General features: G+C 67.9%; 22 protein-coding genes. 14 read left to right on the top strand and 8 right to left on the bottom strand.

What is annotated here, in order from left to right:
• Positions 1-31: 31 nt before the first annotated feature.
• A complete protein-coding gene (locus CAL25_RS02335; protein ID WP_094798323.1) occupies positions 32-1,156 on the bottom strand; it encodes a mandelate racemase/muconate lactonizing enzyme family protein in 1,125 nt (374 codons plus the stop codon).
• A gap of 143 nt (positions 1,157-1,299) precedes the next feature.
• Here CAL25_RS02335 and CAL25_RS02330 point away from each other — a divergent pair, with 143 nt between their 5' ends.
• Positions 1,300-2,214 (top strand): LysR family transcriptional regulator, encoded by a 915-nt coding sequence (locus CAL25_RS02330; RefSeq protein ID WP_094798322.1) that lies wholly within the window; start codon positions 1,300-1,302, stop codon positions 2,212-2,214.
• Here the strand turns inward: CAL25_RS02330 and CAL25_RS02325 are convergent.
• Positions 2,173-3,591 carry a spinster family MFS transporter gene (locus tag CAL25_RS02325; RefSeq protein ID WP_094798321.1) on the bottom strand — a complete coding sequence of 473 codons (1,419 nt, stop codon included), beginning with the start codon at positions 3,589-3,591 and terminating at the stop codon, positions 2,173-2,175. The genes CAL25_RS02330 and CAL25_RS02325 overlap by 42 nt on opposite strands.
• A 169-nt stretch (positions 3,592-3,760) precedes the next feature.
• Here CAL25_RS02325 and CAL25_RS02320 point away from each other — a divergent pair, with 169 nt between their 5' ends.
• The 3 genes from CAL25_RS02320 (at position 3,761) to CAL25_RS02310 (ending at position 6,979) form a co-directional block, all read left to right on the top strand.
• Positions 3,761-4,741 carry an AraC family transcriptional regulator gene (locus CAL25_RS02320; RefSeq protein ID WP_094798320.1) on the top strand — a complete coding sequence of 327 codons (981 nt, stop codon included), beginning with the start codon at positions 3,761-3,763 and terminating at the stop codon, positions 4,739-4,741.
• A 109-nt stretch (positions 4,742-4,850) separates the two neighbouring features.
• Positions 4,851-5,954, top strand: coding sequence for an NAD/NADP-dependent octopine/nopaline dehydrogenase family protein (locus tag CAL25_RS02315; RefSeq protein ID WP_094798319.1), 1,104 nt, complete (start codon positions 4,851-4,853; stop codon positions 5,952-5,954).
• 17 nt (positions 5,955-5,971) lie between these two features.
• A complete protein-coding gene (locus CAL25_RS02310) occupies positions 5,972-6,979 on the top strand; it encodes a 3-hydroxybutyryl-CoA dehydrogenase (RefSeq protein WP_432759221.1) in 1,008 nt (335 codons plus the stop codon).
• A gap of 71 nt (positions 6,980-7,050) precedes the next feature.
• On the opposite strand, the gene CAL25_RS02305 is transcribed toward CAL25_RS02310, so the two are convergent.
• Both CAL25_RS02305 and CAL25_RS02300 read right to left on the bottom strand, forming a co-directional pair.
• Entirely contained in the window at positions 7,051-7,809 is a 759-nt protein-coding gene (locus tag CAL25_RS02305) for a carboxymuconolactone decarboxylase family protein (RefSeq protein WP_249278918.1), read from the bottom strand.
• Position 7,810: 1 nt separating this feature from the next.
• Positions 7,811-8,287 (bottom strand): (R)-mandelonitrile lyase, encoded by a 477-nt coding sequence (locus tag CAL25_RS02300; protein ID WP_094798317.1) that lies wholly within the window; start codon positions 8,285-8,287, stop codon positions 7,811-7,813.
• A gap of 115 nt (positions 8,288-8,402) precedes the next feature.
• Between CAL25_RS02300 and CAL25_RS02295 the strand changes: the two genes are divergently transcribed.
• A complete protein-coding gene (locus CAL25_RS02295) occupies positions 8,403-9,326 on the top strand; it encodes a LysR family transcriptional regulator (protein WP_094798715.1) in 924 nt (307 codons plus the stop codon).
• Here the strand turns inward: CAL25_RS02295 and CAL25_RS02290 are convergent.
• A complete protein-coding gene (locus CAL25_RS02290) occupies positions 9,323-9,601 on the bottom strand; it encodes a hypothetical protein (protein ID WP_094798316.1) in 279 nt (92 codons plus the stop codon). The genes CAL25_RS02295 and CAL25_RS02290 overlap by 4 nt on opposite strands.
• A gap of 448 nt (positions 9,602-10,049) precedes the next feature.
• On the opposite strand from CAL25_RS02290, the gene CAL25_RS02285 reads away from it, so the two are divergent.
• On the top strand, positions 10,050-10,943 hold the full coding sequence (locus tag CAL25_RS02285; protein ID WP_094798315.1) for a manganese catalase family protein: 894 nt from the start codon (positions 10,050-10,052) through the stop codon (positions 10,941-10,943).
• 60 nt (positions 10,944-11,003) lie between these two features.
• Entirely contained in the window at positions 11,004-11,528 is a 525-nt protein-coding gene (locus CAL25_RS02280) for a ferritin-like domain-containing protein (RefSeq protein WP_094798314.1), read from the top strand.
• A 25-nt stretch (positions 11,529-11,553) separates the two neighbouring features.
• Here CAL25_RS02280 and CAL25_RS02275 read toward each other — a convergent pair whose 3' ends face one another.
• A complete protein-coding gene (locus tag CAL25_RS02275) occupies positions 11,554-12,537 on the bottom strand; it encodes a LysR substrate-binding domain-containing protein (RefSeq protein WP_094798714.1) in 984 nt (327 codons plus the stop codon).
• Between the two features lie 177 nt (positions 12,538-12,714).
• Between CAL25_RS02275 and CAL25_RS02270 the strand changes: the two genes are divergently transcribed.
• The 5 genes from CAL25_RS02270 to CAL25_RS02250 all read left to right on the top strand — a co-directional run bounded on the left by CAL25_RS02270 (position 12,715) and on the right by CAL25_RS02250 (position 20,184).
• Positions 12,715-13,944, top strand: coding sequence for a metal-dependent hydrolase family protein (locus CAL25_RS02270; RefSeq protein ID WP_094798313.1), 1,230 nt, complete (start codon positions 12,715-12,717; stop codon positions 13,942-13,944).
• A 31-nt stretch (positions 13,945-13,975) separates the two neighbouring features.
• Positions 13,976-15,331, top strand: a complete 1,356-nt coding sequence (locus tag CAL25_RS02265) for an MFS transporter (protein ID WP_094798312.1) — start codon at positions 13,976-13,978, stop codon at positions 15,329-15,331.
• Positions 15,328-15,867, top strand: coding sequence for a GAF domain-containing protein (locus CAL25_RS02260; protein ID WP_094798311.1), 540 nt, complete (start codon positions 15,328-15,330; stop codon positions 15,865-15,867). The genes CAL25_RS02265 and CAL25_RS02260 overlap by 4 nt, the downstream gene beginning before the upstream one ends.
• Positions 15,868-16,059: 192 nt before the next feature.
• Complete coding sequence (gene putA, locus CAL25_RS02255; RefSeq protein WP_249278916.1) at positions 16,060-19,809, top strand: trifunctional transcriptional regulator/proline dehydrogenase/L-glutamate gamma-semialdehyde dehydrogenase; 3,750 nt, start codon at positions 16,060-16,062, stop codon at positions 19,807-19,809.
• Between the two features lie 195 nt (positions 19,810-20,004).
• Positions 20,005-20,184, top strand: a complete 180-nt coding sequence (locus CAL25_RS02250) for a DUF3606 domain-containing protein (protein ID WP_094798309.1) — start codon at positions 20,005-20,007, stop codon at positions 20,182-20,184.
• Between the two features lie 51 nt (positions 20,185-20,235).
• On the opposite strand, the gene CAL25_RS02245 is transcribed toward CAL25_RS02250, so the two are convergent.
• Entirely contained in the window at positions 20,236-20,691 is a 456-nt protein-coding gene (locus CAL25_RS02245; RefSeq protein WP_094798308.1) for a PaaI family thioesterase, read from the bottom strand.
• 2 nt (positions 20,692-20,693) lie between these two features.
• Positions 20,694-21,488, bottom strand: coding sequence for an IclR family transcriptional regulator (locus CAL25_RS02240; RefSeq protein WP_094798307.1), 795 nt, complete (start codon positions 21,486-21,488; stop codon positions 20,694-20,696).
• Between the two features lie 165 nt (positions 21,489-21,653).
• Between CAL25_RS02240 and CAL25_RS02235 the strand changes: the two genes are divergently transcribed.
• Both CAL25_RS02235 and CAL25_RS02230 read left to right on the top strand, forming a co-directional pair.
• Complete coding sequence (locus tag CAL25_RS02235; RefSeq protein ID WP_094798306.1) at positions 21,654-23,225, top strand: acyl-CoA synthetase; 1,572 nt, start codon at positions 21,654-21,656, stop codon at positions 23,223-23,225.
• A 22-nt stretch (positions 23,226-23,247) separates the two neighbouring features.
• Positions 23,248-24,393 carry an FAS1-like dehydratase domain-containing protein gene (locus CAL25_RS02230; RefSeq protein WP_094798305.1) on the top strand — a complete coding sequence of 382 codons (1,146 nt, stop codon included), beginning with the start codon at positions 23,248-23,250 and terminating at the stop codon, positions 24,391-24,393.
• Positions 24,394-24,471 lie beyond the last annotated feature (78 nt).

The raw sequence follows: 24,471 nt of genomic DNA, 5'->3' as shown, positions 1-24,471 counted from the left end.
CGCACCTGGCAGTCAGCGCGCGGCTATCGGCTCAGGACACGCGGTTCCAGGTGCCGTATTTCGCGACCTGCTTCTCGTCGAAACCAAAGCCCAGGCCGGGTTCCTGGTGCAGCACGACGCGGCCCTTGCGATGCTCCAGCTGCCGGTCGATCAGCCGACGGAAATTCAGCACCTGGTCGTCCCAGAAGAATTCCACATAGCGCGCGTTCGGCGTGGCGGCCGCAAGCGGCGCATGCACGTCGTGGAACCAGTGCGGGCACACCTGCACGCCGTAGCCCGCCGCCATCGCGGCGATACGCTTCCATTCGGTGATGCCGCCGCAGACGGCGGCGTCGGTCTGCAGAATGGCCGCCGCGCCCGCGTCCAGCAGTTGCTTGTGATACCAGCGGCCGTAGCCGATTTCCGCCGTGGCCACCGGCACTTTGGTAAGCCGTGCGAGGCGCGCGTGGCTCTCGATGTCGTCCGGGCTGAACGGCTCTTCGATGAAGTACGGGTCGTACTGCTCGATCCGGCGCAGGTACTGCATCGCCTGCACGGTGTCGACCCAGCCGTTATTGCAATCGAGCATGAGCTCCACGTCGGGGCCGATCGCCTCGCGCGCCGCGCGCACGCGCGACTCTTCGCCCTGCGGCGACCAGCGGCCCATCTTCATCTTCACCGCGGAGAAGCCCAGCTCGACGAAGCTGGCCATCTCCTCGCCCAGCATCTCGGCCGTCTTGCCTTCCACGTAATAGCCGCCGCTGGCGTAGGCCGCGACGCTGTCGGTCTGGGCCGCGCCCAGATACTTGTGCAAGGGCAGCCCCGCGCTCTTGGCGTTGAGATCCCACAGCGCGATGTCGATGGCGCTGATCGCGCGCAGCACCGTCCCGGCCCGGCCCTGCAGCAGGCTTTCCTGGTACATCTCCTGCCACAGCGCCTCGACGGCCAGCGAATCGCGGCCCAGCACCACCGGGGCGAGCAATTGCTCCACGGCCACGCGGAACAGCTCGCCGGCGGCGCTGCCCACATAACAAAAACCGACGCCCTCGATGCCGTCGGCACTGCGCACCTTCACCAGGCCGTAGTGGCGCTCCGTGACGGTACGGTTGGAGAACGAAGTGACTTTGTCCAGCGGCACACGGGCCGCGCAGACGTCGATAGAGGCGATGATGGGCAAGAGGGTCTCCTGAGTGATCGGTACACGCGCCCCGGCGCAGCGGGACAGTGCGTGTCGAGAAACAAAGCCCAGCCAGTCTGCCCTGTGCGAGAACGCACAAGAATCGGCGATTTCCAGTTTCAGACCACGTAAAATACGCGGTCATGGACACCCGTTTCCTGCAGAGCTTCGTCGCCGTCGCCGAGTTCGGTTCGATCGCCGAGGCGGCCCGGCGGCTCGACCTCGCGCCCACCACGGTCACGCAGCAGCTGCGCGCGCTCGAAGCCGACATCGGCACGCCGCTGCTGGCACGCGCCGGCCGCACCGTGCAGCCCACCGCGGCGGGCCAGCGCATCCTCGATCGCGCCCGCGCCCTGCTGCGCGACGCCAGCGATCTGCGTTCGGCCGCTTCGGCCACGGGCCTGCCCGCGGGCCCGCTGCGCCTGGGGGCCACCCCATCGGCGCTGATGGGCATGCTGCCGCCGATGCTGCGCGCCTGGAAGCAGGCCCATCCCGGCATCCCGATCTACATCGAGCCCGGCACGTCGGCGCGGCTGCTCGATCGCGTCACGGCGGGCGACCTCGACGCGGCGATCCTCGTGCATCCGGCCTTCGAGCTGACCAAGACCTACGCGTGGCATCCGCTGCGCGAAGAGGCGCTGATCCTGCTGACCCCGGCCGGGCTGCGGGTGCGAGACCCGCTGCGGGTGGCCGCCCGCGAACCGTTCATCCGCTATGACCGCAACGTGGTGGCGGGCAAGATGGCCGACCAGTACCTGCGCAGCCATGGCATCCGGCCCAAGGTGCAGTTCGAGCTCGATGGCATCGAGCACATCGCACGCCTGGTGGCCGAAGGCTTCGGCGTATCGGTGCTGCCCGACTGGCCGGTGATCGGCGCGCCCGATCCCGCACTGCGCCGCTGGGCGCTGCCGGCGCCGTGCCCGGTGCGCCAGATCGGCATGCTGTGGCCGCGCAACGGCGTGCGCGCCGCCCTGGCCCAGGCGTTTCTGGACACGCTGATGGCGGCGGCGCCGTCATCAGCGCACGGTCACCGCCGTGGGCGCAACGCCGGCGGTTGATCCGGCGTCGCCCGCGCCATCGGGCGCAGGCTGGGCTTCGTGCGCCTCTTCGCGCGCCAGGCTGCGCCGGTAGGCGCCACACCCCGCGCCCAACAACACGATGCACGCCAGCGTGGCGCATCCGATCAGCACCGCCATCGAGTCGCCCACGGCGGCGGGCGTGCCGAACACGCGATCCGTGAGCAGCGCCACCAGCGTGGTGCCGAGTCCGAGACCGATCAGATTCGACACTAGCAGAAACAGCGCGGATATTTGCGCACGCAACTGATTGGGCGGCAGGATCTGCATGGCCGCGGTCGAGGTGGGCATCGGAAACGAGGCAAAGAACATCGCCGGCACCAGCAGCGCGACCGAGACGTAAAGATTGTCGACCTGCGTGAAGGCCACGGCCGGCACGCCCATCAGACATGCGCCGATCACGCCGGCACGCAACGGCGCATCGCGACGGCCCCGGCGGGCCAGCGCGTCCATCAGCCAGCCGCCGCAGAACACCCCCGCGGTGTTCGTGATCAACACCACCACGCCGAGCATGTAGCCGACCTGCGTGGGCGTGAGGCCGTGGGCGCGCATGTAGTACGCCGGCGCCCATCCCAGCAGACAGAACAGAATCATGGCGTAGAACGAGAAGCCCAGGTAGTGACACGTGAACGTGGCGCGGTGGCGGCCGAGGAAGCGCATCGTGACGCCCATGCCGGGCCGGGCCGCCTGACCGTTCGCGTCGCGGCTCACCCCTTTGCGCACGGGGTCGCGCACAGTGAGCAGAATCAGCAGCGCCACCAGCACGCCCGGCAGCCCGACGATGAAGAACGTCAGCTGCCAGGGCTTCATCGTGCCCCAGGGGACCGCTACGCTATCGACGGTCTTGAGCAGATCGATGACGTAGCCGCCGATCAGAAAGGCGAGCCCGCCCCCCACGAAGGCGCCGATCGAATACACGCCCACCGCCCGCCCGAGTTTGTCGCGCGGAAACATGTCGCTCATCATCGAGTACGCGGCCGGTGACAGCGCGGCCTCGCCGACGCCCACGCCGATGCGCGCCAGGAACATGTGCGCGAAGCTGCGGGACAGGCCGCAGGCCGCCGTGGCCAGGCTCCAGAACGCAACGCCGATGGCGATGATGCGTGGCCGCGAGTAGCGGTCGGCCAGCACCGCGATGGGCAGGCCCATCACCGCGTAGAAGAGCGAGAATGCCAGGCCATGCAACAGGCTGAACTGGGTGTCGGAGAGCTGCAGATCGCGCTTGATGGGCTCGATCATCAGGGCCAGGATCTGCCGGTCGACGAACGAAAATATGTACGCTAGCATGCAGATCAGCACGACATACCATTCATAGGCATGACTACGCGGCGGGGTGTCCCCGCGGGTGTCGGCACTCATGGTTTCCCCTTGTATGAAGCTGCCCGCGGCTTGCGTTGCCTGAATCCGGTCACCGGCCGTCACGCAGATCCGTTTGCAGTCCTTCTGTTCAGTCTCACCGTTTTACGGCCCTTGCGGGCGCCGCAGCTATACCGCGCGCGCAACGACTGTTCTTCTTGCGCAGGAAAGCATGCTCGACTCTCCTCCCCCGCTGCATCGCCATTGTCTGCTTCAGTCCGCCAACGCCGCCGAGATCAAGGATCAGGTGAGCCAGCATCTGTGGTCGCACCGCATGCGCGTGGCGCCCGGCGTCGATCTGCACTCGCGCCTGTATGGCGTACGCTTCGGCGGCGCCGCGCTCTACGATCTGCATTACGGCGCCGCCGTCGAGATCGATGCCGGTGACATCGCAAGCTGCTATCTGGTGCGGGCCACGCTGCAGGGCAGCGGCGAGCTGCGCCAGGGCACGCGGCGTGCCGGCCTGCGCGCCGGATCACTCACGCTCTCGTCGCCGTCCGAGCACAGCGCCATCAGCATCGACCAGGACTGCCGCAGCCTCATTCTGCGGATGGAGCGCACCACGCTCGAGCGCCATCTGCAGGATCTTCTGCAACGCCCGCTGCGCCAGCCCATCGTGTTCGAGGTCGACGTGCCCGCCTCGCACCCGGGAGCGGCCGCCGTGCGCGCCACGCTCGATTATCTGTGCCAGCTCTACGCGCAGCCCTTGCCCAGCGTGTCCCGCACGCTCGCCGCCGGGTTCGACGACTACCTTGCCTCGTTATTGCTCACGCAACTGCCGCACAACCACACCGACGCGCTCACCCAGGACCGGCGCCAGCCGCTTCCGGCCCACGTGCGCAAAGCGCGCGATTACATCGATGAGCATGCCGACGCCAGCATCGCGCTCGCCGACCTGGCCGCGCACTGCGGCGTGTCGGTGCGCACGCTGCAAAACGGCTTCGTGCGCTTCCTGGGGCAAAATCCCAGCGACTACATGCGCGGCCAACGCCTCGCCCAGGTGCATGCCGCACTGCGCGACGCGCCGGTGGGCGCCAGCGTCACCGACATCCTGCTGCGGCACGGTGTGGCGAGCTTCGGCCACTTTGCGCAGCACTATCGCAAGCGCTACGGCTGCCTGCCCTCCGACACCTTGCGGGCGGCGAGCCACTGACACCGCCACGGCGCTGCCGATTTGGAACGGCGCCTGCGCATTCCGGCCATGATCCGCGCCGGCGCGCCGATAGCATGACCCGCAACGCAACTGTTCGAGGGTCCGCATCATGCGCATCACCATCATCGGCGGCGGGCACGGCTGCTACGCCGCGGCCGCGGAACTCGCCGGCAACGGCCACGAGGTGACCTGGTGGCGCCGCGACGGCGCCGCCTTCGCGCCGCTGCGCCAGGCCGGCTCGCTCGGCGTCACCGACTACCGCGGCACGCGCACCGTGCCGCTCGGCGCGGGCCCCGGCCGCATCCAGATCGCCGACGCCCTCGGCGCGGCCGTGACCGGCGCGGCGCTCATCGTCATCCCGCTCCCCGCCACGACACACGAATCGCTCGCGCCCGCGCTGGCGCCGTTGCTGCGCGACGGCCAGGTGGTGTTCCTGCCGCCGGGCACCTTCGGCAGCTACCTGTTTGCCCGGGCGCTGCGCGAGGCCGGCAACACGGCCGACGTGGCCTTCGCGGAGACCGGCACCTTGCCCTATCTGGCACGCAAGCACGGCGAACGGGTGGTGGTGAGCGCGTACGCCACGCGACTGCCGACCGGCGTCCTGCCCCGCCGCCTGTCCGAACCGGCATTCGATATCCTGCGTGCCGCCTACCCCAGCGTCGAACCCATCGAAGACGCGCTATCCGGCGCGCTGATGAACGCCGGACCGATCATTCATCCGCCGCTCATCATGATGAACGCCGGGCCGCTGCAACACTTCGAGTCCTGGGACATCCACAACGAGGGCACACAAGCCGCGATCCGCAGCGTCACCGATGCGCTCGACGCGGAGCGCGTCGCCGTCCGCGAGGCGCTCGGGTATGGCGCGCCGCATTTTCCGCTGGCGGATCACTACGCTAGAACGGGCGACGAGTGGATGTACGGCCGTGGCGCGCACGGCAAGCTCACCGACAGTGGCGACTGGCGCGAACACATCGACCTCCACACGCACCGCTACATGCTCGAAGACACGCGGCTGGGTCTGTCGTTTCTGGTATCGGTCGGACGGTGGGCAGGCGTACCCACACCGGTGGCGCAGGGCCTGCTGAGCCTTGCCAGCGCCGTGACCGGGCGCGATCTCTATGCCGAAGGCCGCACCCTGACCGCGCTGGGCCTGGACCATCTGACGCCGGCGCAGCTGCGCGCGCTGCTGCATGACGGAGTGCCGGCATGAGCCAAGACCCGCGATCGCTGGCCGCAAGGCCGCAGGACGCGGCCATCGCCGTGGTCGGCGTGGGCCGCATGGGCATCGGCATCGCGGTGTCGTATGCCTTCGCCGGGCTACCGGTGGCGCTGATCGATGCCAAGCCGCGCCACGCGCCGGCGCAAGACGCCGTGTTCGACGGCGTGCGCCAGGCCCTGCGCGCGGAGCTCGACACGCTGGCGCAGCTGGGCCTGCTCGCACAAGAGCGCATCGACGCGGTGCTCGCCCGGATCACGTTGCACGAGCGCGATGCCGCGGCGGCGCCGTTGCGCGCCACGCCGGTCGTGTTCGAGGCGGTGCCCGAGCGGCTGGACGCCAAGCGGGACGTGTTCGGCTGGCTCGGCGAACGCATCGGCGCGGACTGCGTGCTCGCTTCCACCACGTCCACGTTTCTCGTCACCCAGCTCGCCGACGCCGCGCCGGACCCCGCGCGTTTTCTCAACGCACACTGGCTCAACCCCGCGCATCTGATCCCGCTCGTCGAAGTGAGTCCCGGTCCGGACACGCTACCCGAGGTCGTGGATGGCCTGGAAGCGGTGCTGCGCCAGGCGCATAAAGTGCCCGTCCGTTGCTCACCCTCGGCGGGTTACATCGTGCCGCGCATTCAGGCGCTGGCGATGAACGAAGCCGCCCGCATGGTCGAGGAAGGCGTGGCCAGCGCCGAGGACATCGACACGGCGGTACGACTGGGCTTCGGCCTGCGCTTCTCGGTGCTGGGCCTGCTCGAGTTCATCGATTGGGGCGGTAACGACATCCTCTATTACGCGTCGCGCTACCTCGACGTGGCGCTGGGGCCGCGCTTCCAGGCGCCGGCCGTGATCGAACGCAATATGGAGCAGGGCCGCAACGGACTGCGCGACGGCCTGGGCTTCTACGATTATCGGGACCAGGATGTGGCCGCCTACCGGCTGCGGCGCCTGGGCGAACTGGTGCGGCGGCTCGAGGTGATGGGACACGTACCGCGCGAGGGCACGGCAACGCGGCAACCGACATGACGGCGGCGGCGGCCCGGCGGCCCGGCCGCCCGGCCGCCCGGTCGCCGCCGTCGTTTCGGCGGGCTGCGCGATCAGCGGGCGCCCTGCGCCAGCGCCGCCTCCAGCCGCGTGGCGGCCTGCGCCGCGCCTTGCTCCCGCAGCGCGGCGGGTAACTGCCGCAGCTGCGCCGCCGTCAGGCCCGCGTTCAGGCTGATGCGGATGTGTGCCTGCAACTGCGGCTCCACGCCGGTCATCCCCGACAGCATGCCGACCGTGGCCAGCTCGCGTGCGCGCCAATCCAGATTGTCGCGCGCGAAGATCGCACCGAAGAGATGCGCCTTGAGATAGTGATCGATCGCGGGTGCGAACTCGAACAACGGCCCCTTCACGGGCGCGCCCGAGAGCCTGGTCTGCGTCTCGGTACCCATCGCGGTGAGGTCGGCATCCGCCGGCAAGGCCGTGGGCGGCGTGCCCTCGGTATCGGTGATGCCGCGCTGCTTGCGTGCTTGCAGCACCTTCATCAGCGTGTTGAGCGCGTTCAGACTGCGAGGAAAGCCTGCATAGGCATAGACCTGCACGAGGATCTCGCGGGTCTGACTGATGCTGAGCCCGGCATCGAGGCCGCGCTCGAGCGCGCGCTCCAGCCCCGCGATATCGCCCACCGCCGCCGTCGCGCCGATCGGCGCAATGGCGAGTTGCGCGGCCGACAGCCGCGTCGCGCTGTCGGCGGAAGCCGCCGTGGAACCACCATTCGCACCCGCGCTCGCGGCCTTCGGCGCGGCGGATTCGGCGCAGGCGGCGGTCATGCCCGCGGCCATCACGAACGACGCGAACATCGAAGCGGAACGCAATTTACTTGCCAGCATATTGCACCTCGCTCACCGGTTCGAGCCAGTCCACGGCCTTGCCGTCGAGCGCTTCATTGATCGCGATATGCGTCATGGCGGTCGTGGACGCCGCGCCGTGCCAATGCTTCACCCCGGGTGCGATCCATACGGTATCGCCGGCGCGGATCTCGCGCACCGGCTGCCCCCACTCCTGGATCCGGCCCACGCCTGCCGTGACGATCAGCGTCTGCCCGAGCGGATGGGTATGCCAGACGGTGCGCGCCCCCGGCTCGAACGTGACCGTGCCGCCGCCGACGCGGGCCGGCTGGGGAGCCTGGAACAGGCTGTCCACGCGGACGGCGCCGGTGAAAAAGTCGGCCTGACCTTTGACCGACGCCTGCGTGCCCGCAGACGTGACCGTCAGGGAGGTGCCGCGCTCCTGGGCGCCGACGCTCGCCGCCGCCATGGAGAGCGAGAGCGCGGTTGCTGCGATGGATTTCATGGATCGATTCCCTTCTTGTAAGCCTGGAATCGAGTGTAGAGAGCGAACCGTCTGCCGATAAGACAGTAAAATCCGCATGCTTTGGTGAATTTTGCTCACCAATATCCGGATTCATATCGCGATGGAGAACCTCAACGACCTGCGCGGCTTCGTCATGGTGGCGCACGAACGCAGCTTCACCCGTGCGGCGGCACGGCTGGGCGTGTCGCGCTCGGCGCTCAGCCATGCCATGCTGGCCCTGGAGGCGCGGCTGGGCGTGCGGCTGCTCACCCGCACCACCCGCAACGTCGCACTCACCGAGGCCGGCCAACGGCTGCTCGCCACGGCCGGACCGCGGCTGAGCGAGATCGACGACGAGCTTGCCGCGCTGCGCGCACTGCAGGATAAGCCCGCGGGCACCGTGCGCATCACCGCTCACGATCACGCCATCCAGACGGTGCTATGGCCGCGCCTGAGCCGACTCCTGCTCGAGCAGCCGGGCATCAACGTCGAACTGAGCGTGGACTACGGCCTCACCAATATCGTCGCGCAAAACTTCGACGCTGGCGTGCGCGTGGGCGACATCATCGACAAGGACATGATCGCCGTACGCATCGGCCCGGACTTTCGCATGGGCGTGTTTGCCGCCCCCGCGTACCTGCGAGCACAGGCCGCGCCAGCGCGTCCGCGCGACCTCACCCAGCACCGTTGCGTGAATCTGCGCCTGCCGACCCACGGTGGTTTGTATGCGTGGGAATTCGAACGCGGCGGCCGCCAGGTGCGCGTGCGCGTGGACGGGCAGACCGTGTTCAACAACACATTCCTGATGATGCAGGCGGCGCTCGACGGCCTCGGCCTGGCCTATGTTCCCGCCGACCTCGCACAACCGCACGTCGCCACGGGCGCGCTCGCGCCCGTGCTGCAGGAGTGGTGGCCCCAGCACAGCGGCTACCACCTCTATTACCCCAACCGCAGCCCCATCGCACCGGCGCTGGCGCGGGTCGTCGAGGCGCTGCGCTACCAGCCGCCCGGCCGCAAGCCCCGCGCGCGGCGCGGCTAACCGCCCGCGGGCTCGGTGCGCGATGCGCCCTCCGTGCCCGCCGGCGGCCCCTGCGCCGACGGCGCGCCGGATCCATCGTCCACGCCCTGGGCCTGCGCATCGCGCAGCGCGGTCAGCTCACGGGTCAGCGTGGCAGTGAGGCTTTTCCAGGTTTTCGCATTCGGACCCTGCGTACGGGCATACCAGCGGCGGGCGATCTCTTCGCCCAGGTGCGGGGGCACGCACAGGTTGTCGGCAAAGGCGGCACCGATGCCACGCGCCTGTCCGAGGGTCAAGATAAGGGTTTGTCCTTCCTTCACGGCATTCTCCTGAAGTGAGCGGACAGCACCCGCCCGGCCCTGAGTCGCCGGGCGCGCGGCGCGCCGCCTCTGGCCGACTCGGCTTTCGATTAGTTGCATGGGCATGCATCTAATGGCGTAGCTGTCCGTAAGTGTGTCGCTCGCCATGCGTTGGAAGGCGCGCTGGCCCGCCGATGCATGTGAAAAGGGGTGTACTCACCCGGGCGCGAACATCGGCATCGCGGCGATCTCCAGCGCCCTTCCCGGCAATAGGAAAAGCATCGATCGATAGCGGCTCATGCTGTGTCCTCCATCAGGGATTGGCGCCCATGGCTTGCAGGGTTCGGCGCAATTTGCGATCCCGGCAACAAGTGCGTCGTGGGAACGCCGTGTGCGACTTGCTCCCCGCCGGCGCGGGCCGGCATTTCCATTCGAGGAGCCTTCCATGTTCATGCACAACAAACGCCTGCAATACACCGCGCGCGTCTCGCAGACCAACCCGGGTCTGGCCAATCTGCTGCTGGAGCAATTCGGCGGACCGCAGGGAGAATTGGCAGCCGCGTGTCGATACTTCACTCAGGCGGTGGCCGAAGACGATCCGGGCCGCCGCGACATGCTCTTCGATATCGCGACCGAGGAGCTGAGCCATCTCGAGATCATCGGATCGCTCGTGGCCATGCTCAACAAGGGCGCGAAGGGCGAGCTGGCCGAAGCCATCGACAGCGAAGCGGAGCTCTACCGCAAGATCCACGGCGCGGGCAACGACTCGCACGTGACGCAGATTCTGTACGGCGGTGGCCCGCCGCTCACCAATTCGGCCGGCGTGCCCTGGACTGCCGCCTACATCGACACGATCGGCGATCCGTCGGCCGACCTGCGGTCGAACATCGCGGCCGAAGCACGCGCCAAGATCGTGTACGAGCGCCTGATCAACGTCACGGACGATCCGGGCGTCAAGGAAGCGCTGGGCTTTCTGATGACGCGCGAAGTGGCGCATCAGAAGTCGTTCGAGAAGGCGCTGTACTCCATGCAGCCCAATTTCCCGCCGGGCAAGCTGCCGGGCGACCCGCGCTTCGCCCGCACGTACTTCGACATGTCGCAAGGCCCCGGAGACCAGCGCGGTCCGTGGAACAGCGACGAGAATTTCGACTTCGTCGAAGACCGCGAGCGCCAGCGTGCGGTCGACGGCGGCGACGGACAGGCGTCGGTGACATTGCAGCCCGACGAGCTGGCCGCCATGCAGGCTTATGCCTCGCGTACGGCGTCCGATCAGTCTTCGGACCCGGCCACGGGCGTGGACCTCGGCGCGGGCATGCCCGCCAAACCGGACCTGCCCTGACGCGGGCGCAACAGGGCGGCCGGGCATCCCGCCCGCCGCCCGATCTTCAAGGGGATCCTCATGACGGAACGTGAATATGACCGGGCGCGCGAACACGTGCTCGACTGGCTGCGCGACGCGCACGCCATGGAAGAGCAGGCCGAGACCATGCTGACGTCGATGGCCGGCCGGCTGAAGAACTATCCGGAGCTGGAGGCGCGCATCCGCCAGCACATCGAAGAAACGCGCAACCAGGCGGAGCGCGTGCGCGGCTGCATCGAGCGGCTGGGCGGCGACACGTCGATGATGAAGGACATGGCCGCCAAGGCCATGGCCACGATGCAGGGCTTCGCGGGTGCGATGGCCTCCGACGAGGTGGTCAAGGGCAGCATGTTCAGCTACGCCTTCGAGAACATGGAGATCGCGGCCTACAAGAACATCATCGCGGGGGCCCGCTTCGTGGGCGACACCGAAACGGCGCGGGTCTGCGAAGACATCCTGCAGGAGGAGCTCGCCATGTCGGCCTGGATCGACCAGCACGCCGATCAGGTGGTGGCCCAGTTTCTGGAGATGTCGCGCCGCGCGCCGGACGAGGCCAAACGTTGAGGCGTCCCGGGGCAGGGCGCCGGCTTCAGGCGGCCGGCGCGCTCCCCGCCTTGCAGTAGATGCAATCGAGGGCGCTCGCGGGCGGGTTCCGGCCGGCCGGCCCGGGCGTGACCGCGAGCGTCTTGCCGGCGGAGGCGAGCGCGCCGGCCGGATGCGAACACTCGTGCGAGAGCCACTCGCTCAGGAGGTCGTAGCTTTCCATGTTGCTGCGCCAGTTGGGCGCGCACAGGTAATAGCCGAGCGGACTCTCGAAGGTACGCCCGAATACATCGACCAGGATGCCGTTTTCGAGCTCTTTCTCGATCAGGCAGTCCGGGATCAGCGCCACGCCGAAACCGGACGACGCGGCCTGGATAATCATCGAAAACAGGCTGAAGCCCGGCCCGAACCGCGAGCGGTCGAACTCGCCGGCATAGGTCGAAAACCAATATTCCCAGGACAGCGGAATCTCGATGTGCTGAAGCAGCGTGCAGCGGCGCAGGTCTTCCAGGCTCTGAATGCCTTGCTGCGCAAGATAGTCGGGCGAGCACACCACGCGGGTCTCGCGGCCGGTCAGGTACGTGGCGGTGCCGTCCGGCCAATCGCCATAGCCGTACTGGATCGAGGCATCGAAATCGAATTCGGTGCTCTTGTAATCGGCCACGCTGTAGCGCACGAAGTTCACCGAGATGTCCGGATGCACCTCCCGAAACACGCGCAGCCGGGGAAACAGCCACTGCGCCGCGAACGTCGGCGCCGCCGACACGTTGAGCGACTTGGCCGATTGCTGCGTGGTCATCACCTGCGACGTCGCGCTCTCCAGCGTGTGCAGCGCCGGACGGATCAGGCTCAGATAGGTGGCGCCCATGCGGGTGAGCTGCAGGCCGGTCGTCGTCCGAAGAAATAGGGTATGACCCAGATAATTTTCCAGGGTGGCGATGTGCCGGCTAATGGCGCTCTGGGTCACGAACAGCTCTTTGGCGGCCTTCGAGAACGACAAATGGCGCGCGGCGGCCGTAAAGGCGTTCAGCTCGGAAATGGTAGGGCAGCGACGTCTCATCGCAGGGTATGAGTAAAGGTCATAGGGGCCTTCTTAATTGTGTCGAACACATAAGGGGAGACCCGGTATCGGACCCCCGGATTGTACCGGTAGAGTTCGCACTGCCATTTTTTTCACGCCTTGGCAACGCATTTACGTGGTTGATTTATGAAGCCGGTTATCGTCAAAAACTGCAGGATCCTCAACACCCGGACACTCGTCCTCGATGGCCCATCGAACGTGCTGCTCGAAGACGGGATGATTTCCCGCATCAGTTCCGACGAGCTGGCTCACCCCGACGCCGACGTGATCGACGCCGGCGGCAAGACCCTCATGCCCGGCATGATCGACTGCCACGTCCACGTGGTCGCATCGTCGTTCAACCTCGGCCGCGTGGCCGCCATGCCCAATGCGCTGGCGCTGCTGCGCGCCCTGCCCATCATGCAAGGCATGCTCGACCGCGGCTTCACGACCGTGCGCGACGCGGGCGGCGCCGACTGGGCACTGGCCGAGGCCGTGACCTCCGGCCTCATCGATGGCCCGCGCCTGTTCTGCTCGGGCAAGGCCCTGTCGCAGACCGGCGGCCACGGCGACTTCCGTGAGCGCAACGACGAACTCGATCCCTGCCCGTGCTCGGTCAAGATCGGCAACATCGGCCGCGTGGTCGACGGCGTCGACAACTGCCGCCTCGCGGTGCGCGAAGAAATCATGAAGGGCGCCACGCAGATCAAGGTGATGGCCTCCGGCGGCGTGGCCTCGCCCAACGATCCGATCCAGAACCTCGGCTTCTCCGAGGCCGAGCTGGTCGCCATCGTCGAAGAAGCCAACAACGCGAACACCTATGTCATGGCCCACGCCTACACGCCGCGCGCCATCACGCGCGCCGTGCGTTGCGGCGTGCGCACGATCGAGCACGGCAATCTGGTCGACCACGACGCCGCGCAGGTCATGAAAGAACACAACGCCTACATGGTGCCCACGCTCATCACCTACGAGGGCCTGGCCAACGACGGCGAGCGCTACGGCCTGCCGCTGGACTCGGTGAAGAAGATCGCGACGGTGCGCACGCACGGCCTGCGCGCGCTCGAGATCCTCGACGAAGTGGGCGTGAAGATGGGCTACGGCAGTGATCTGCTGGGCGAGACGCACTACATGCAGTCCGAAGAGCTCACCCTGCGCGCCAGCGTGCTGGGCAACGCCAAGGTGATCCAGCAGGCAACCCTGATCGGCGCCGAAATCCTGAACCAGGAAGGGCTGCTGGGCGAAGTGGTGGAGGGCGCCCACGCCGACCTGCTGCTGATCGACGGCAATCCGCTGGACGACATCGCGCTGCTCACGCAGCCCGAGTCGATCAAGCTGATCGTCAACCGCGGCCTGCTGCACAAGAACGACTGCTGAAGTCTCCCTCAATTTTCTCGGAACTTACCCCATGTTTTCCGTTTCGGAACGCCTGGAGCGGCTACCTTTCAGCCGCTTTCACTTCAAGCTGCTGCTGATCGGCGGCCTGGGTCTCGCCTTCGAGGCCCTGGACGCCGGCATCATCGCCTTCATCATCCCGTCGCTGCGCACGCAGTGGGGCCTCACCACCGGTGAAATCGGCTGGATCGCCAGCAGCACCTACGTCGGCTTCCTGGTCGGCGCCCTGTTCGCCGGCATTCTGGGCGACCGCTACGGCCGCAAGCGGGTCATGCTGTACGCCCTGATGCTGTTCTGCGTGGCGACCTTCATCAATGCCTTCGCACGCAACTATCACGAGTTCTACATCCTGCGCATGATCGCCGGTATCGGCATGGGCGCCGAAGGCGCCATCATTGCGCCGTATCTCGCCGAGTTCGTAGGCAGCAAATACCGCGGCCGCTTCACCGGCGCGCTGGCCGGCTTCTTTTCGTTCGGCTTCGTGATGTCGGCGCTGCTGGGCTACTTCATCGTGCCCATGAGCGAAGATGGCTGGCGCTGGATCATGATCATCGCCTCCGTGCCGGTGATCTTCCTGTTGTGGTGGCGCAAGTCGCTGTTCGAATCGCCGCGCTGGCTCGAACACACCGGCCAGACCGCCGAGGCCGACCGCATCTGCACCGCGATCGAAAACGACGTGCAGAAGCACATTGGTCGCCCGCTGCCCCCGCCGGTCTCGACCCGCAAGCAGCCCGTGTCCGCGCAGCCGCAGCAGACCGCCATGCAGAAGCTGGCCACGCTGTTCTCCAAGACCTACCTGGGCACCACCGTGCTGGTGTGGGTGTTCTGGATCACCGTGCTGTTCTGCTACTACGCCTTCCTGGTGTGGATTCCCAGCCTGCTGGTCGAGCGCGGTTTCACGATCACCAAGAGCTTCTCGTACACCATCCTGATCTACCTGGCGCAGATTCCGGGCTACTTCTCGGCGGCCTATTTCAACGACAAGGTCGGCCGCAAGTACACCATCCTGGCGTACATGCTGCTGTCGTGCCTGGCCGCCCTGGGTCTGGCCTTCGCCACCGGTGAAACGCAGATCATCCTGCTCAGCATGCTGCTGTCCTTCGGCATGAACGGCGTGATCGCGGGTCAGTACACCTACACCGCCGAGATCTATCCCACCGCGATCCGCGCCACCGGCATGGGCGCCGCCTCGGCCTTCGCCCGGATCGGCTCCATCGCTTCGCCCACCATCGTGGGCGTGGCCTACCCGGTGCTCGGCTTCGGCGGCGTGTTCGCCATGATGACGTGCATCCTGCTGATCGGCGGCCTGGGCATTCTGTTCTACGGCAAAAACACGCGTGGCGTGGTGCTCGAGGAAATCAACGGATGAGCGCCGCCTTCCAGCCCTGGGCCGCGCACGCCCGCTCGCTGGCCCTGGCGCAAACGCGCGAAGGCCAGTGGGACGCGATCTCGGCCCTGCTCGAACAGGCCTTCGGCTACCAGCTGCTCACGGCCCTCGTCTACCTCGAAGACCTGCGCCTGATGCGCCGGCTCTACACCAACGACGAGACCATCAGCCCGCTGGGCGGCTTCAAGGCCACCGGCAACGGCCCCTGGTCGCGCAAGGTGCTCGACCAGGGCGAGTTCAGCGTGGCCAGCACCGAAGACGACGTGCGCACGGTGTTCTCCGAGGCCGAGTTCCTGATCGAGCGCGGTCTGCACTCCGCCTTCAACATTCCCGTTCGCCACCAGGGCAAGGTCATCGGTTCGCTCAACCTGCTCGCGGGGCGCCACGCCTATGACCACGCCGACCTGGACCTGGCGACCGTGATCGCCGGCCTGTGCGCGCCGGTGTTTCTTCAGGCCGTGGAAGCGGCCCGCGCCGAGGCCCTGGCCGTGGACCGGACGCAGCTCGACAGCGTCTGATCCCGCGTTGCGCTTCACGCCAGCAAGACCGCCGGCCATCCCTCGGGATGTCCGGCTTTCCCGCGTCTGGCACCCCGCCGTTCCGAACCCCCGTCCCGCAATCGCTTTCGTCATTCGTGGCATCCCCGCGCCCGGCCGCTCCAAGCCCCGGCCGCGCCATCCTGCCCCTCGCATTGTCAGATGTTTGTCTCCATGAATACCGTATCGTCCTCCCCCCGCGCCGAGCGCTTTACCCACATCACGCCGCTGGCGGAGCAGACGCCCCTGCGCGCGGCCATCACGCTGGCCTGGCGCCGTCCCGAGCCGGTTGCCGTCGCGTGGCTGCTGGAGCGTGCCCGGCTGCACCCGACGCAGGCCGAGCGCAGCCAGGCGCTCGCCACACGCATCGCCACCGCCCTGCGGACCCGCAAGAGCGCGGGCGGCAAGGCCGGTCTGGTCCAGGGCCTGCTGCAGGAGTTCTCGCTGTCGTCGCAGGAAGGCATCGCCCTGATGTGCCTGGCCGAAGCGCTGCTGCGCATTCCCGACACCGCGACGCGCGATCTGCTGATCCGCGACAAGATCAGCCGCGGCAACTGGAAAGAACACGTGGGCCAGAGCCCGTCGATGTTCGTCAACGCGGCCGCCTGGGGCCTGATGCTGACCGGCAAGCTGGTCGCCACGCACAGCGAGGGCGGCATGGGCAACGCGCTTACGCGTCTGATCGCGCGCGGCGGTGAGCCGCTCATCCGCAAGGGCGTGGATATGGCGATGCGCATGATGGGCGAGCAGTTCGTCACCGGCGAGAACATGGCCGAGGCGCTGTCGCATGCGCAGTCGCTCGAAGCCCAGGGGTTTCGTTATTCCTACGACATGTTGGGCGAGGCCGCGCTCACGGCGGCCGACGCCCAGCGTTATTACAACGATTACGAGCAGGCGATCCACGCCATCGGCCGCGCCGCCGCGGGCCGCGGCGTGTACGAAGGTCCGGGCATCTCGATCAAGCTGTCGGCACTGCATCCGCGCTACAGCCGCGCCCAGGTGCAGCGCGTGATGACCGAGCTCTATCCGCGCGTGTTCGCGCTGGCCCGTCTCGCGCGGCAGTACGACATCGGCCTGAACATCGATGCCGAGGAGACCGACCGCCTGGAGCTTTCGCTCGACCTGCTCGAGATGCTCTGCTTCGAGCCCGAGCTGCAAGGCTGGAAGGGCATCGGCTTCGTGATCCAGGCCTACCAGAAGCGCTGCCCCTACGTGATCGACTTTGTCATCGATCTGGCGCGCCGCAGCGGGCAGCGCCTGATGGTGCGACTGGTGAAGGGCGCCTACTGGGATAGCGAAATCAAGCGCGCCCAGCTCGACGGCATGGACGACTACCCTGTCTACACCCGCAAGCCCTACACCGATCTGTCGTACATCGCCTGCGCGCGCAAGCTGCTGGCGGCGCCCGACGCGGTGTATCCGCAGTTCGCCACGCACAACGCCCTGACGCTGGCCACGGTGTACGAGCTCGCCGACCCCGAGACCTATCACGCGGGCCAATACGAGTTCCAGTGTCTGCACGGCATGGGCGAACCGCTCTACGAACAGGTGGTGGGCCCGGTGGCCGAGGGCAAGCTCGGCCGCCCCTGCCGCATCTACGCCCCGGTCGGCACGCACGAAACCCTGTTGGCCTACCTGGTGCGTCGCCTGCTCGAAAACGGCGCGAACACGTCGTTCGTCAATCAGGTGGCCGACCACGACTATCCGATCGCCGCGCTGGTGCAGGACCCCGTGGCGCAGATCGAGCAACTGGCGCAGGCCGAACGCACGCTCGGCGAGTCGCACCCGGGCATTCCCATGCCGCGCGAACTCTATGGCATCGATCGTGCCAACTCGCGCGGCCTGGATCTGGCCAACGACCAGACGCTGGCCGAGCTGAGCGCCACGCTGCGCACGGCGTCGCGCGCCTCCTACGAGGCCGGCCCGATGCTGGCGCAGGCGACCGCCGGCGACCTCGCGGGCGAGCTGCGTACCAGCGCGCCCGTCATCAATCCCGCCGACCATGGCGACGTGGTCGGGGCCGTGCGCGAAGCGTCGGCCGCCGAGGCCGACGCCGCGCTGCGCGCCGCGCATGACTACGCGCCGGTGTGGGCAGCCACGGCCACGAGCGAGCGCGCTGCGGCGCTGCTGCGCGCCGCCGACGCGATGGAAGCGGACATGGTGCCCCTGATGGGCATCCTGGTGCGCGAGGCCGGTAAAACCTACGCCAACGCCATCGCCGAGGTCCGCGAAGCGGTGGACTTCCTGCGCTATTACGCCGCGCAGGCCGGCAGCGAGTTCGACGCCGCCACGCACACGCCGCTCGGTCCGGTCACCTGCATCAGTCCGTGGAATTTCCCGCTGGCCATTTTCACCGGTCAGGTTGCCGCGGCACTCGCGGCCGGCAACACCGTGCTCGCCAAGCCCGCCGAGCAGACGCCCCTCATCGCGGCGCAGGCCGTGCGCCTGCTGTGGGAAGCCGGCATTCCGCGTGCGGCCGTACAGCTGCTGCCGGGCCGCGGCGAGACCGTCGGGGCGCAGTTGATCGGCGACGCCCGCGTCCAGGGCGCGATGTTCACCGGCTCGACCGAGGTCGCGCGCATCCTGCAGAAGACGCTGGCGCAGCGCCTCACGCCGGCCGGCCAGCCGGTGCCGCTCATCGCCGAAACCGGCGGGCAGAACGCCATGATCGTCGACTCGTCGGCGCTCACGGAACAAGTGGTGGTGGACGTCGTCAGCTCGGCGTTCGACAGCGCCGGCCAGCGCTGCTCGGCGCTGCGAGTGCTGTGCGTCCAGGAAGATGCGGCCGACCGACTGATCACGATGCTCAAGGGCGCGATGGCCGAGTTGCGCCTGGGCAATCCCGAACAAATCGCCAACGACGTCGGCCCGGTCATCGATACCGACGCGCAGGCGGGCATCCAACGCCACATCGATGCCCTGCGCGCCAAGGGCCGCACGGTGCATCAGCTGTGCCAGCGCGATGCAAGCTCGCGCCAGGGCACCTTCATCGCGCCGACGCTGATCGAACTGAACGACATCGCCGAGCTCGAGCGCGAGGTGTTCGGGCCCGTGCTGCATGTGGTGCGCTACCGCCGCGCCGAGCTCGACGCCCTGCTCGCACGCATCCGCAACACCGGATACGGCCTGACCCTCGGTCTGCACACGCGCATCGACGAGACCATCGAACGCGTGGTCGACGGCGCGCATGCCGGCAACGTCTACGTGAATCGCAACATCGTGGGTGCGGTGGTGGGCGTGCAGCCGTTCGGTGGCGAAGGGCTCTCCGGTACGGGCCCGAAGGCGGGCGGTCCGCTGTATCTCTATCGTCTGCTGTCCGAACGCCCCGAGCGCGCGCTCGCGCGGCCTTTTGCCGTGCAGGCACAGAGCGCGGCACCGGATCGGACGCTTGACGCCGCCGCTTGCGCCGCGCTCGCGCAATGGTGCCAGGCGCAGGGTGTGGCGCTGGCGCGGCCCCAGCCCCTGTTCACGGGTGCCGTGTTCGAGCTGGCCGGCCCCACCGGTGAGCGCAACACTTACCGCCTGACGCCGCGCGACGCCGTGCTGTGCCTCGCCGCCACCGATGCCGACCGTCTCACGCAGCTTGCCGCGGTGCTGGCCGCCGGCAGCCGCGCCGTCTGGCCTGGCGCCGACGCGCAGGCCGCCCAGCTCTACGCTCGCCTGCCGCAGGAGGTGCGTGCCCGCGTCACGCTGGCGCACGATCCGAGCCAGGCCGCGTTCGACGCCGCCGTGCAACACGGCGATGCGGCGGCGCTGCAGGCGACGCTTGCCGAGCTGGCGCGCCGGCCGGGCGCGATCGTGACGCTGACCGGTCTCGCGCCGGGCGAAACGCGGGTGCCGCTGGAGCGCTTCGTGCATGAGCGCGCCCTGAGCGTGAACACCGCCGCGGCGGGCGGCAACGCGAGCCTGATGACGATGGCGTGAGACGGCGCGGCGGGGGTGAGCGGGGTGCGCCGTGCTCGTCGGGCCTTCCCGCCCGCCGCGCCGCGTGGTCTCAGCGATGGCGGCCGCTCCACGGGGTCCGTTCCACGGCGTCCGTTCCACGGCGGCAACTTCAACGGCGATGTAACAGGCACGGCGATTGCGATGAAGGCGGCTCCTCAACCCCTGGAGTGAGCCATGAGCGACGATCTGCAAAACCGCGGGCCGCAGGACCGCAGCCGCATCAATGTGCGCGAGCAATGGGAAGTCGATTACTGGACCAAAGAGCTCGGCGTATCGACAGACGCGCTGCGCGACGCGGTCACCCAGGCCGGGACCTCCGTCGAGAAGGTCAAGGCGTACCTGCAACGCAGCTGAGCGGCCAAGCCGCTGGGCGGTGGGCGCAATGCCTGCCGGCCCCCGCGCCGCTCAGCCGCGCTGGCGGATGCGCTTGAGTATCGCCACCCCGCTGGACACGGCCTGTCCGTCGGCCGTGATCTCGCCCTGCACGAACACCAGACTCGCCGTCACCCGCGTGACGCGTCCGCGCGCCTCGAGAAATTGCCCGGGCCGCGCCGCGGACAAATAGTGTGTGTCCAGCTGCACGGTCACGCAGGGCTGGCGTTGTATGGCTTCCCAGGCGATCGCACTGAGCCCCTGATCCATCAGCGTGGCAATCAGACCGCCATGCACGAGTCCCGCGCGATTGGCATGCTGCGGACCCGTGAGCAGTCCATAGGCCCACGCGTCGCCTTCCTGGCGCGACCAGATCGGGCCCACGTGCGCCGAGAATCCCATTCCCTCGCGCTCCGCCCAGCCGGCGGCGCGCAATGCGTCGCGCGCCCCTGCCGAGGCGTCATCGTGTTGTTGCGTGTGTTCGCTCATCGTCAACTCCGCGCCGCCAGCATGTGCGACAGGCTCTGCGCCTCGTGCTGCATCTCTTTGGCCAGCGACTGCGCCTTGGCCGCGCCGAGCTGGGTCGACAGCGCCGCGGCCACCAGCGAATGCGACAGACGGCCCTGGCTGTCGAGCACCGGTACGGCCAGCACGGTCACGCCATCGATGTAGTTGCCCCGGTCGATGCTGTAGCCCTTGCGGCGCGCCTGCTCCACGTCTTTGCGCCAGCTATCGATATCGGGCGCCTGATCCCAGCGCAGCGCCTTGAAGCGGCGTTCGACTTCGGCATCGCTCATGCCACCGTAGGCGGCCACCAGCCGGCCGGTGGCGCTGATGAGCGCAGGAAAGCGGCTGCCTACATCCACGTGCAGGCGGAAGGGCGCATGCGAGCGCGACAGCGCCAGCACCACCATGTGATCCTGGCCCGCGATCTCCACGCCGATCGCGGTCACGTTGGCATCGCGTGACAGGCGGTCGAGCACCGGCTGCGCCAAGGCCGGAAACGGACTGCTTTCGATCACGCTGCGCGCCAGCGTCAGCATGCCCACGCCGAGGCTGTAGCGCTTGCTACCCGCATCGACCTTGACCAGCCCCTCGTCCACCAGCACGCGCAGGATGTGCAGGCAGGTGCTGGTGACCATGTCCAGCTCTTGCGAGATGGCTTTCAAGGTGAGCGGCTCGCCGCCGCGTCCGAGCAGACGCAGGATGGCGATGGCGCGCGTCACCGCGGGCACTTCTCGAATGCGCGGGCCGGGCTTCTCGCGGGCTTCGGTCACTTCAGTCATGCGCAGGAATCTCCGTTCGTCGATGGCACAGGATACGCCGGAATCCGGCGCGACCGTACCCCGACGCATTTTGACTCATTGTACATATACAATTCACGGAAGCTATTGACAATTATCGGGCCGGCGCGCAAAGTGAGCCTCACCAGCACGAGGAGCCATAACGTCATGACCCGATTGACGGAGTACCTCAGTTACGCCGATGCGCAGGCGCATTGCTCTCCCGACAAACTGTGGGAGCTGTTCGACGGCGACAAGGCGCAGATGAACATCGCACACGAGTGCATCGATCGCCACGCCGGCGCCGATCGCCCCGCCATCATCCTGGTGAAGGCCGACGGCACCGACGAAGAGATCGGCTTCGACGCGCTGGCACGCGATTCCGCCCGCTTCGCGCACGCCCTCGCCGCACGCGGCATCGAACCCGGCGACCGCGTGGCCGTCATGCTGGAGCCGTCGCGCGAGTTCTATGTCGCGCTGTTCGGCGCCATCAAGCACGGCGCCATCGCGGTGCCGCTCTTCACGCTGTTCGGCCCCGACGGCATCCGGCTGCGCATCGAAGACTGCCGGCCCCGGTTGCTCATCACCAACGCCGAGAAGGCGACGCAGGTACCGGCCCTGCCCGGGCTCGAGGTGATCGTGGCCGACGCCGGCTTTCTGCCGGGGCTTTCGCACCTGCCCGATCACTACGCGCCCGCCACGCGCGCCGACGATCTGGCGATCTTTCAGTACACCTCCGGCACCACGCGCGAGCTGCCCGATGCCGTCAAGCACACGCATCGGGCGCTGGTCACGCTGATGCTCGCCACGCTCTACGGCACCGGCGTGCGGCCCGGCGATCGGTTCATGTGTCCGTCGTCGCCCGCCTGGGGTCACGGCCTGTGGCACGGCACGCTCGCGCCGCTCGCCCTCGGCGTCACGATCGGCGCCTACGCCGGCAAATATCAGGCAGAGCGCCTGCTGCGCGCGCTGCAGGATCATCGCTTCACCAACCTCTCGGCGGCCGCCACGCACTACCGCATGATGCGCAACTCGGGCGCCGCGCCCCAGTTCCGCTACCACCTGCAAAAGCTCTCTTTCACCGGCGAGCCCATCGACAGCGAAACCGCCGAGTTCGTCGCGCAGACCTTCGGCCGGCCGGCCTGCAGCATGTACGGCACCACCGAGATCGGCGTTTGCCTGGTGAACTACCCCGGCGCACCCGACTTTCCGGTCAAGCCCGGCTCCCTGGGCAAGCCCGTGCCGGGCCTGCGCGTCGAAGTGCAGGACGCCCACGGCGCGCCCTGCGCACCGGGCGTCACCGGCGAAATCAAGCTGTGGCGTCGCGGCGCCTGGGTACCCACCAAAGACCTCGGCCGCGTCGACGACGACGGCTACTTCTGGCATGGCGGGCGGGCCGACGACGTGATCATCTCGGCGGGTTGGACCATCAGCGCCGTCGAGGTCGAAGACGCCATCCTCAAGCATCCCGACGTGACCGAGGCCGCCGCGATCGGCGTGCCCGACGCGCTGCGCGGCCAGGTCGTGAAGGCCTTCGTGGTGGCACGCCGCCCCGGCGATGCGCAGTTCATCCAGGAAATCCAGGACGCCGTCCGCACCCAATTGAGCCAGCACGAGTACCCGCGTCAGGTGGCCTTCGTGGCCGAACTGCCCAAGACCCCGGCCGGCAAGATCCATCGCAAGAAATTGCGTGAGCAGGAAGTTGTTGCATCCCCCGCCACGGCCGCCGCCGTGCAATGACGAATAACGCTACGGAGACATCATGTTGACCCAGACGCAAACGCCCAGAAGTTTTCCCAAGATCACCGAGCGCGGGCTCGAAGAGCTGCGCGACCGCATCGGCGTCAAGATCGGCGCCACCGCCGAGCCCTGGTGCTACGAGGCCACGCGCGACAACATCCGTCATTACGCGCACGGCATCGGCGACGACAACCCCCTGTGGTGCGATCCGGAATACGCCGCGGGCACGCGCTACGGCGGCATCGTGGCATTGCCGAGCTTTCTCTTCTCGACCAGCCGCATCGTGTCGGGTTATGTGGGCGGCCTGCCCGGCGTGCATGCGATGTGGTCGGGCGCCGACTGGACCTGGCACAAGCCCGTGCGCCGCAACGACACGATCTCCACCGAGGCCCATCTCAAAGACCTGATCGAGCACCAGACCCGCTTCGCGGGCCGCGCCGTGCAGCAGATCTACCACGTCGACTTCTTCAACCAGGAGGGCGACAAGGTGGCCGAGGCCGACAGCTGGTGCTTCCGCACCGAGCGCGACCATGCCCGCGAGCAAGGCAGCAAATACAAGGAAGTGCGCGCGCGCGAGCCGCGCCGTTACAGCGAAGAAGAGATCCGCGAGGCCTACAAGCTCTATGCGCAGGAAGAGGTGCGCGGCGCCAACACGCGTTACTGGGAAGACGTGACCGAAGGCGAGGAGCTGCCCGTGCTGTTCAAGGGCCCCATGACCGTCACGGGCTTCATCGCCTTCGCGCAGGGTTGGGGCGGCCTGTACATCCGCGCCAACAAGATCGCGTGGCAGTTGATCGACGCGCACCCCGGCGTGGGCATCACCAACCGCTTCGGCATTCCGGACGTGCCCGAGCGCGTCCACTGGGAAGAAGACTTCGCGCTCGAGGTCGGCGCGCCGGGCGCCTACGACTACGGTCCCGAACGCAACTCCTGGCTGACGCATCACCTCACCAACTGGATGGGCGACGACGGGTTCCTGCGCAAATCGCATTGCAAGATCCGCCGCCACAACCCCGAGGGCGATATGCTGTTCTTCAAGGGCCGGGTCAAGCGCAAGTACATCGAAGACGGCAAGCACCTGGTCGAGATCGAGCAGGAGGCGCGCAACCAGGATGACGAGCTTTCGGTACTCGGCACCGGCGTGGTGGAGCTGCCTTCGCGCGGCTGACCCGCGTCTTGCGGACGCCCCGGCATCGCCGGGGCCCCGGACACCCGGCTCGCGCCGGGGCCCATCGCTTGGAGGCGA

It is taken from the genome of Bordetella genomosp. 5 (genome assembly GCF_002261315.1).
Taxonomy (GTDB): Bacteria; Pseudomonadota; Gammaproteobacteria; order Burkholderiales; family Burkholderiaceae_B; genus Bordetella.
Note: the sequence above shows the minus strand (reverse complement) of the source record. Positions and strands in the feature narration are given on the sequence as shown.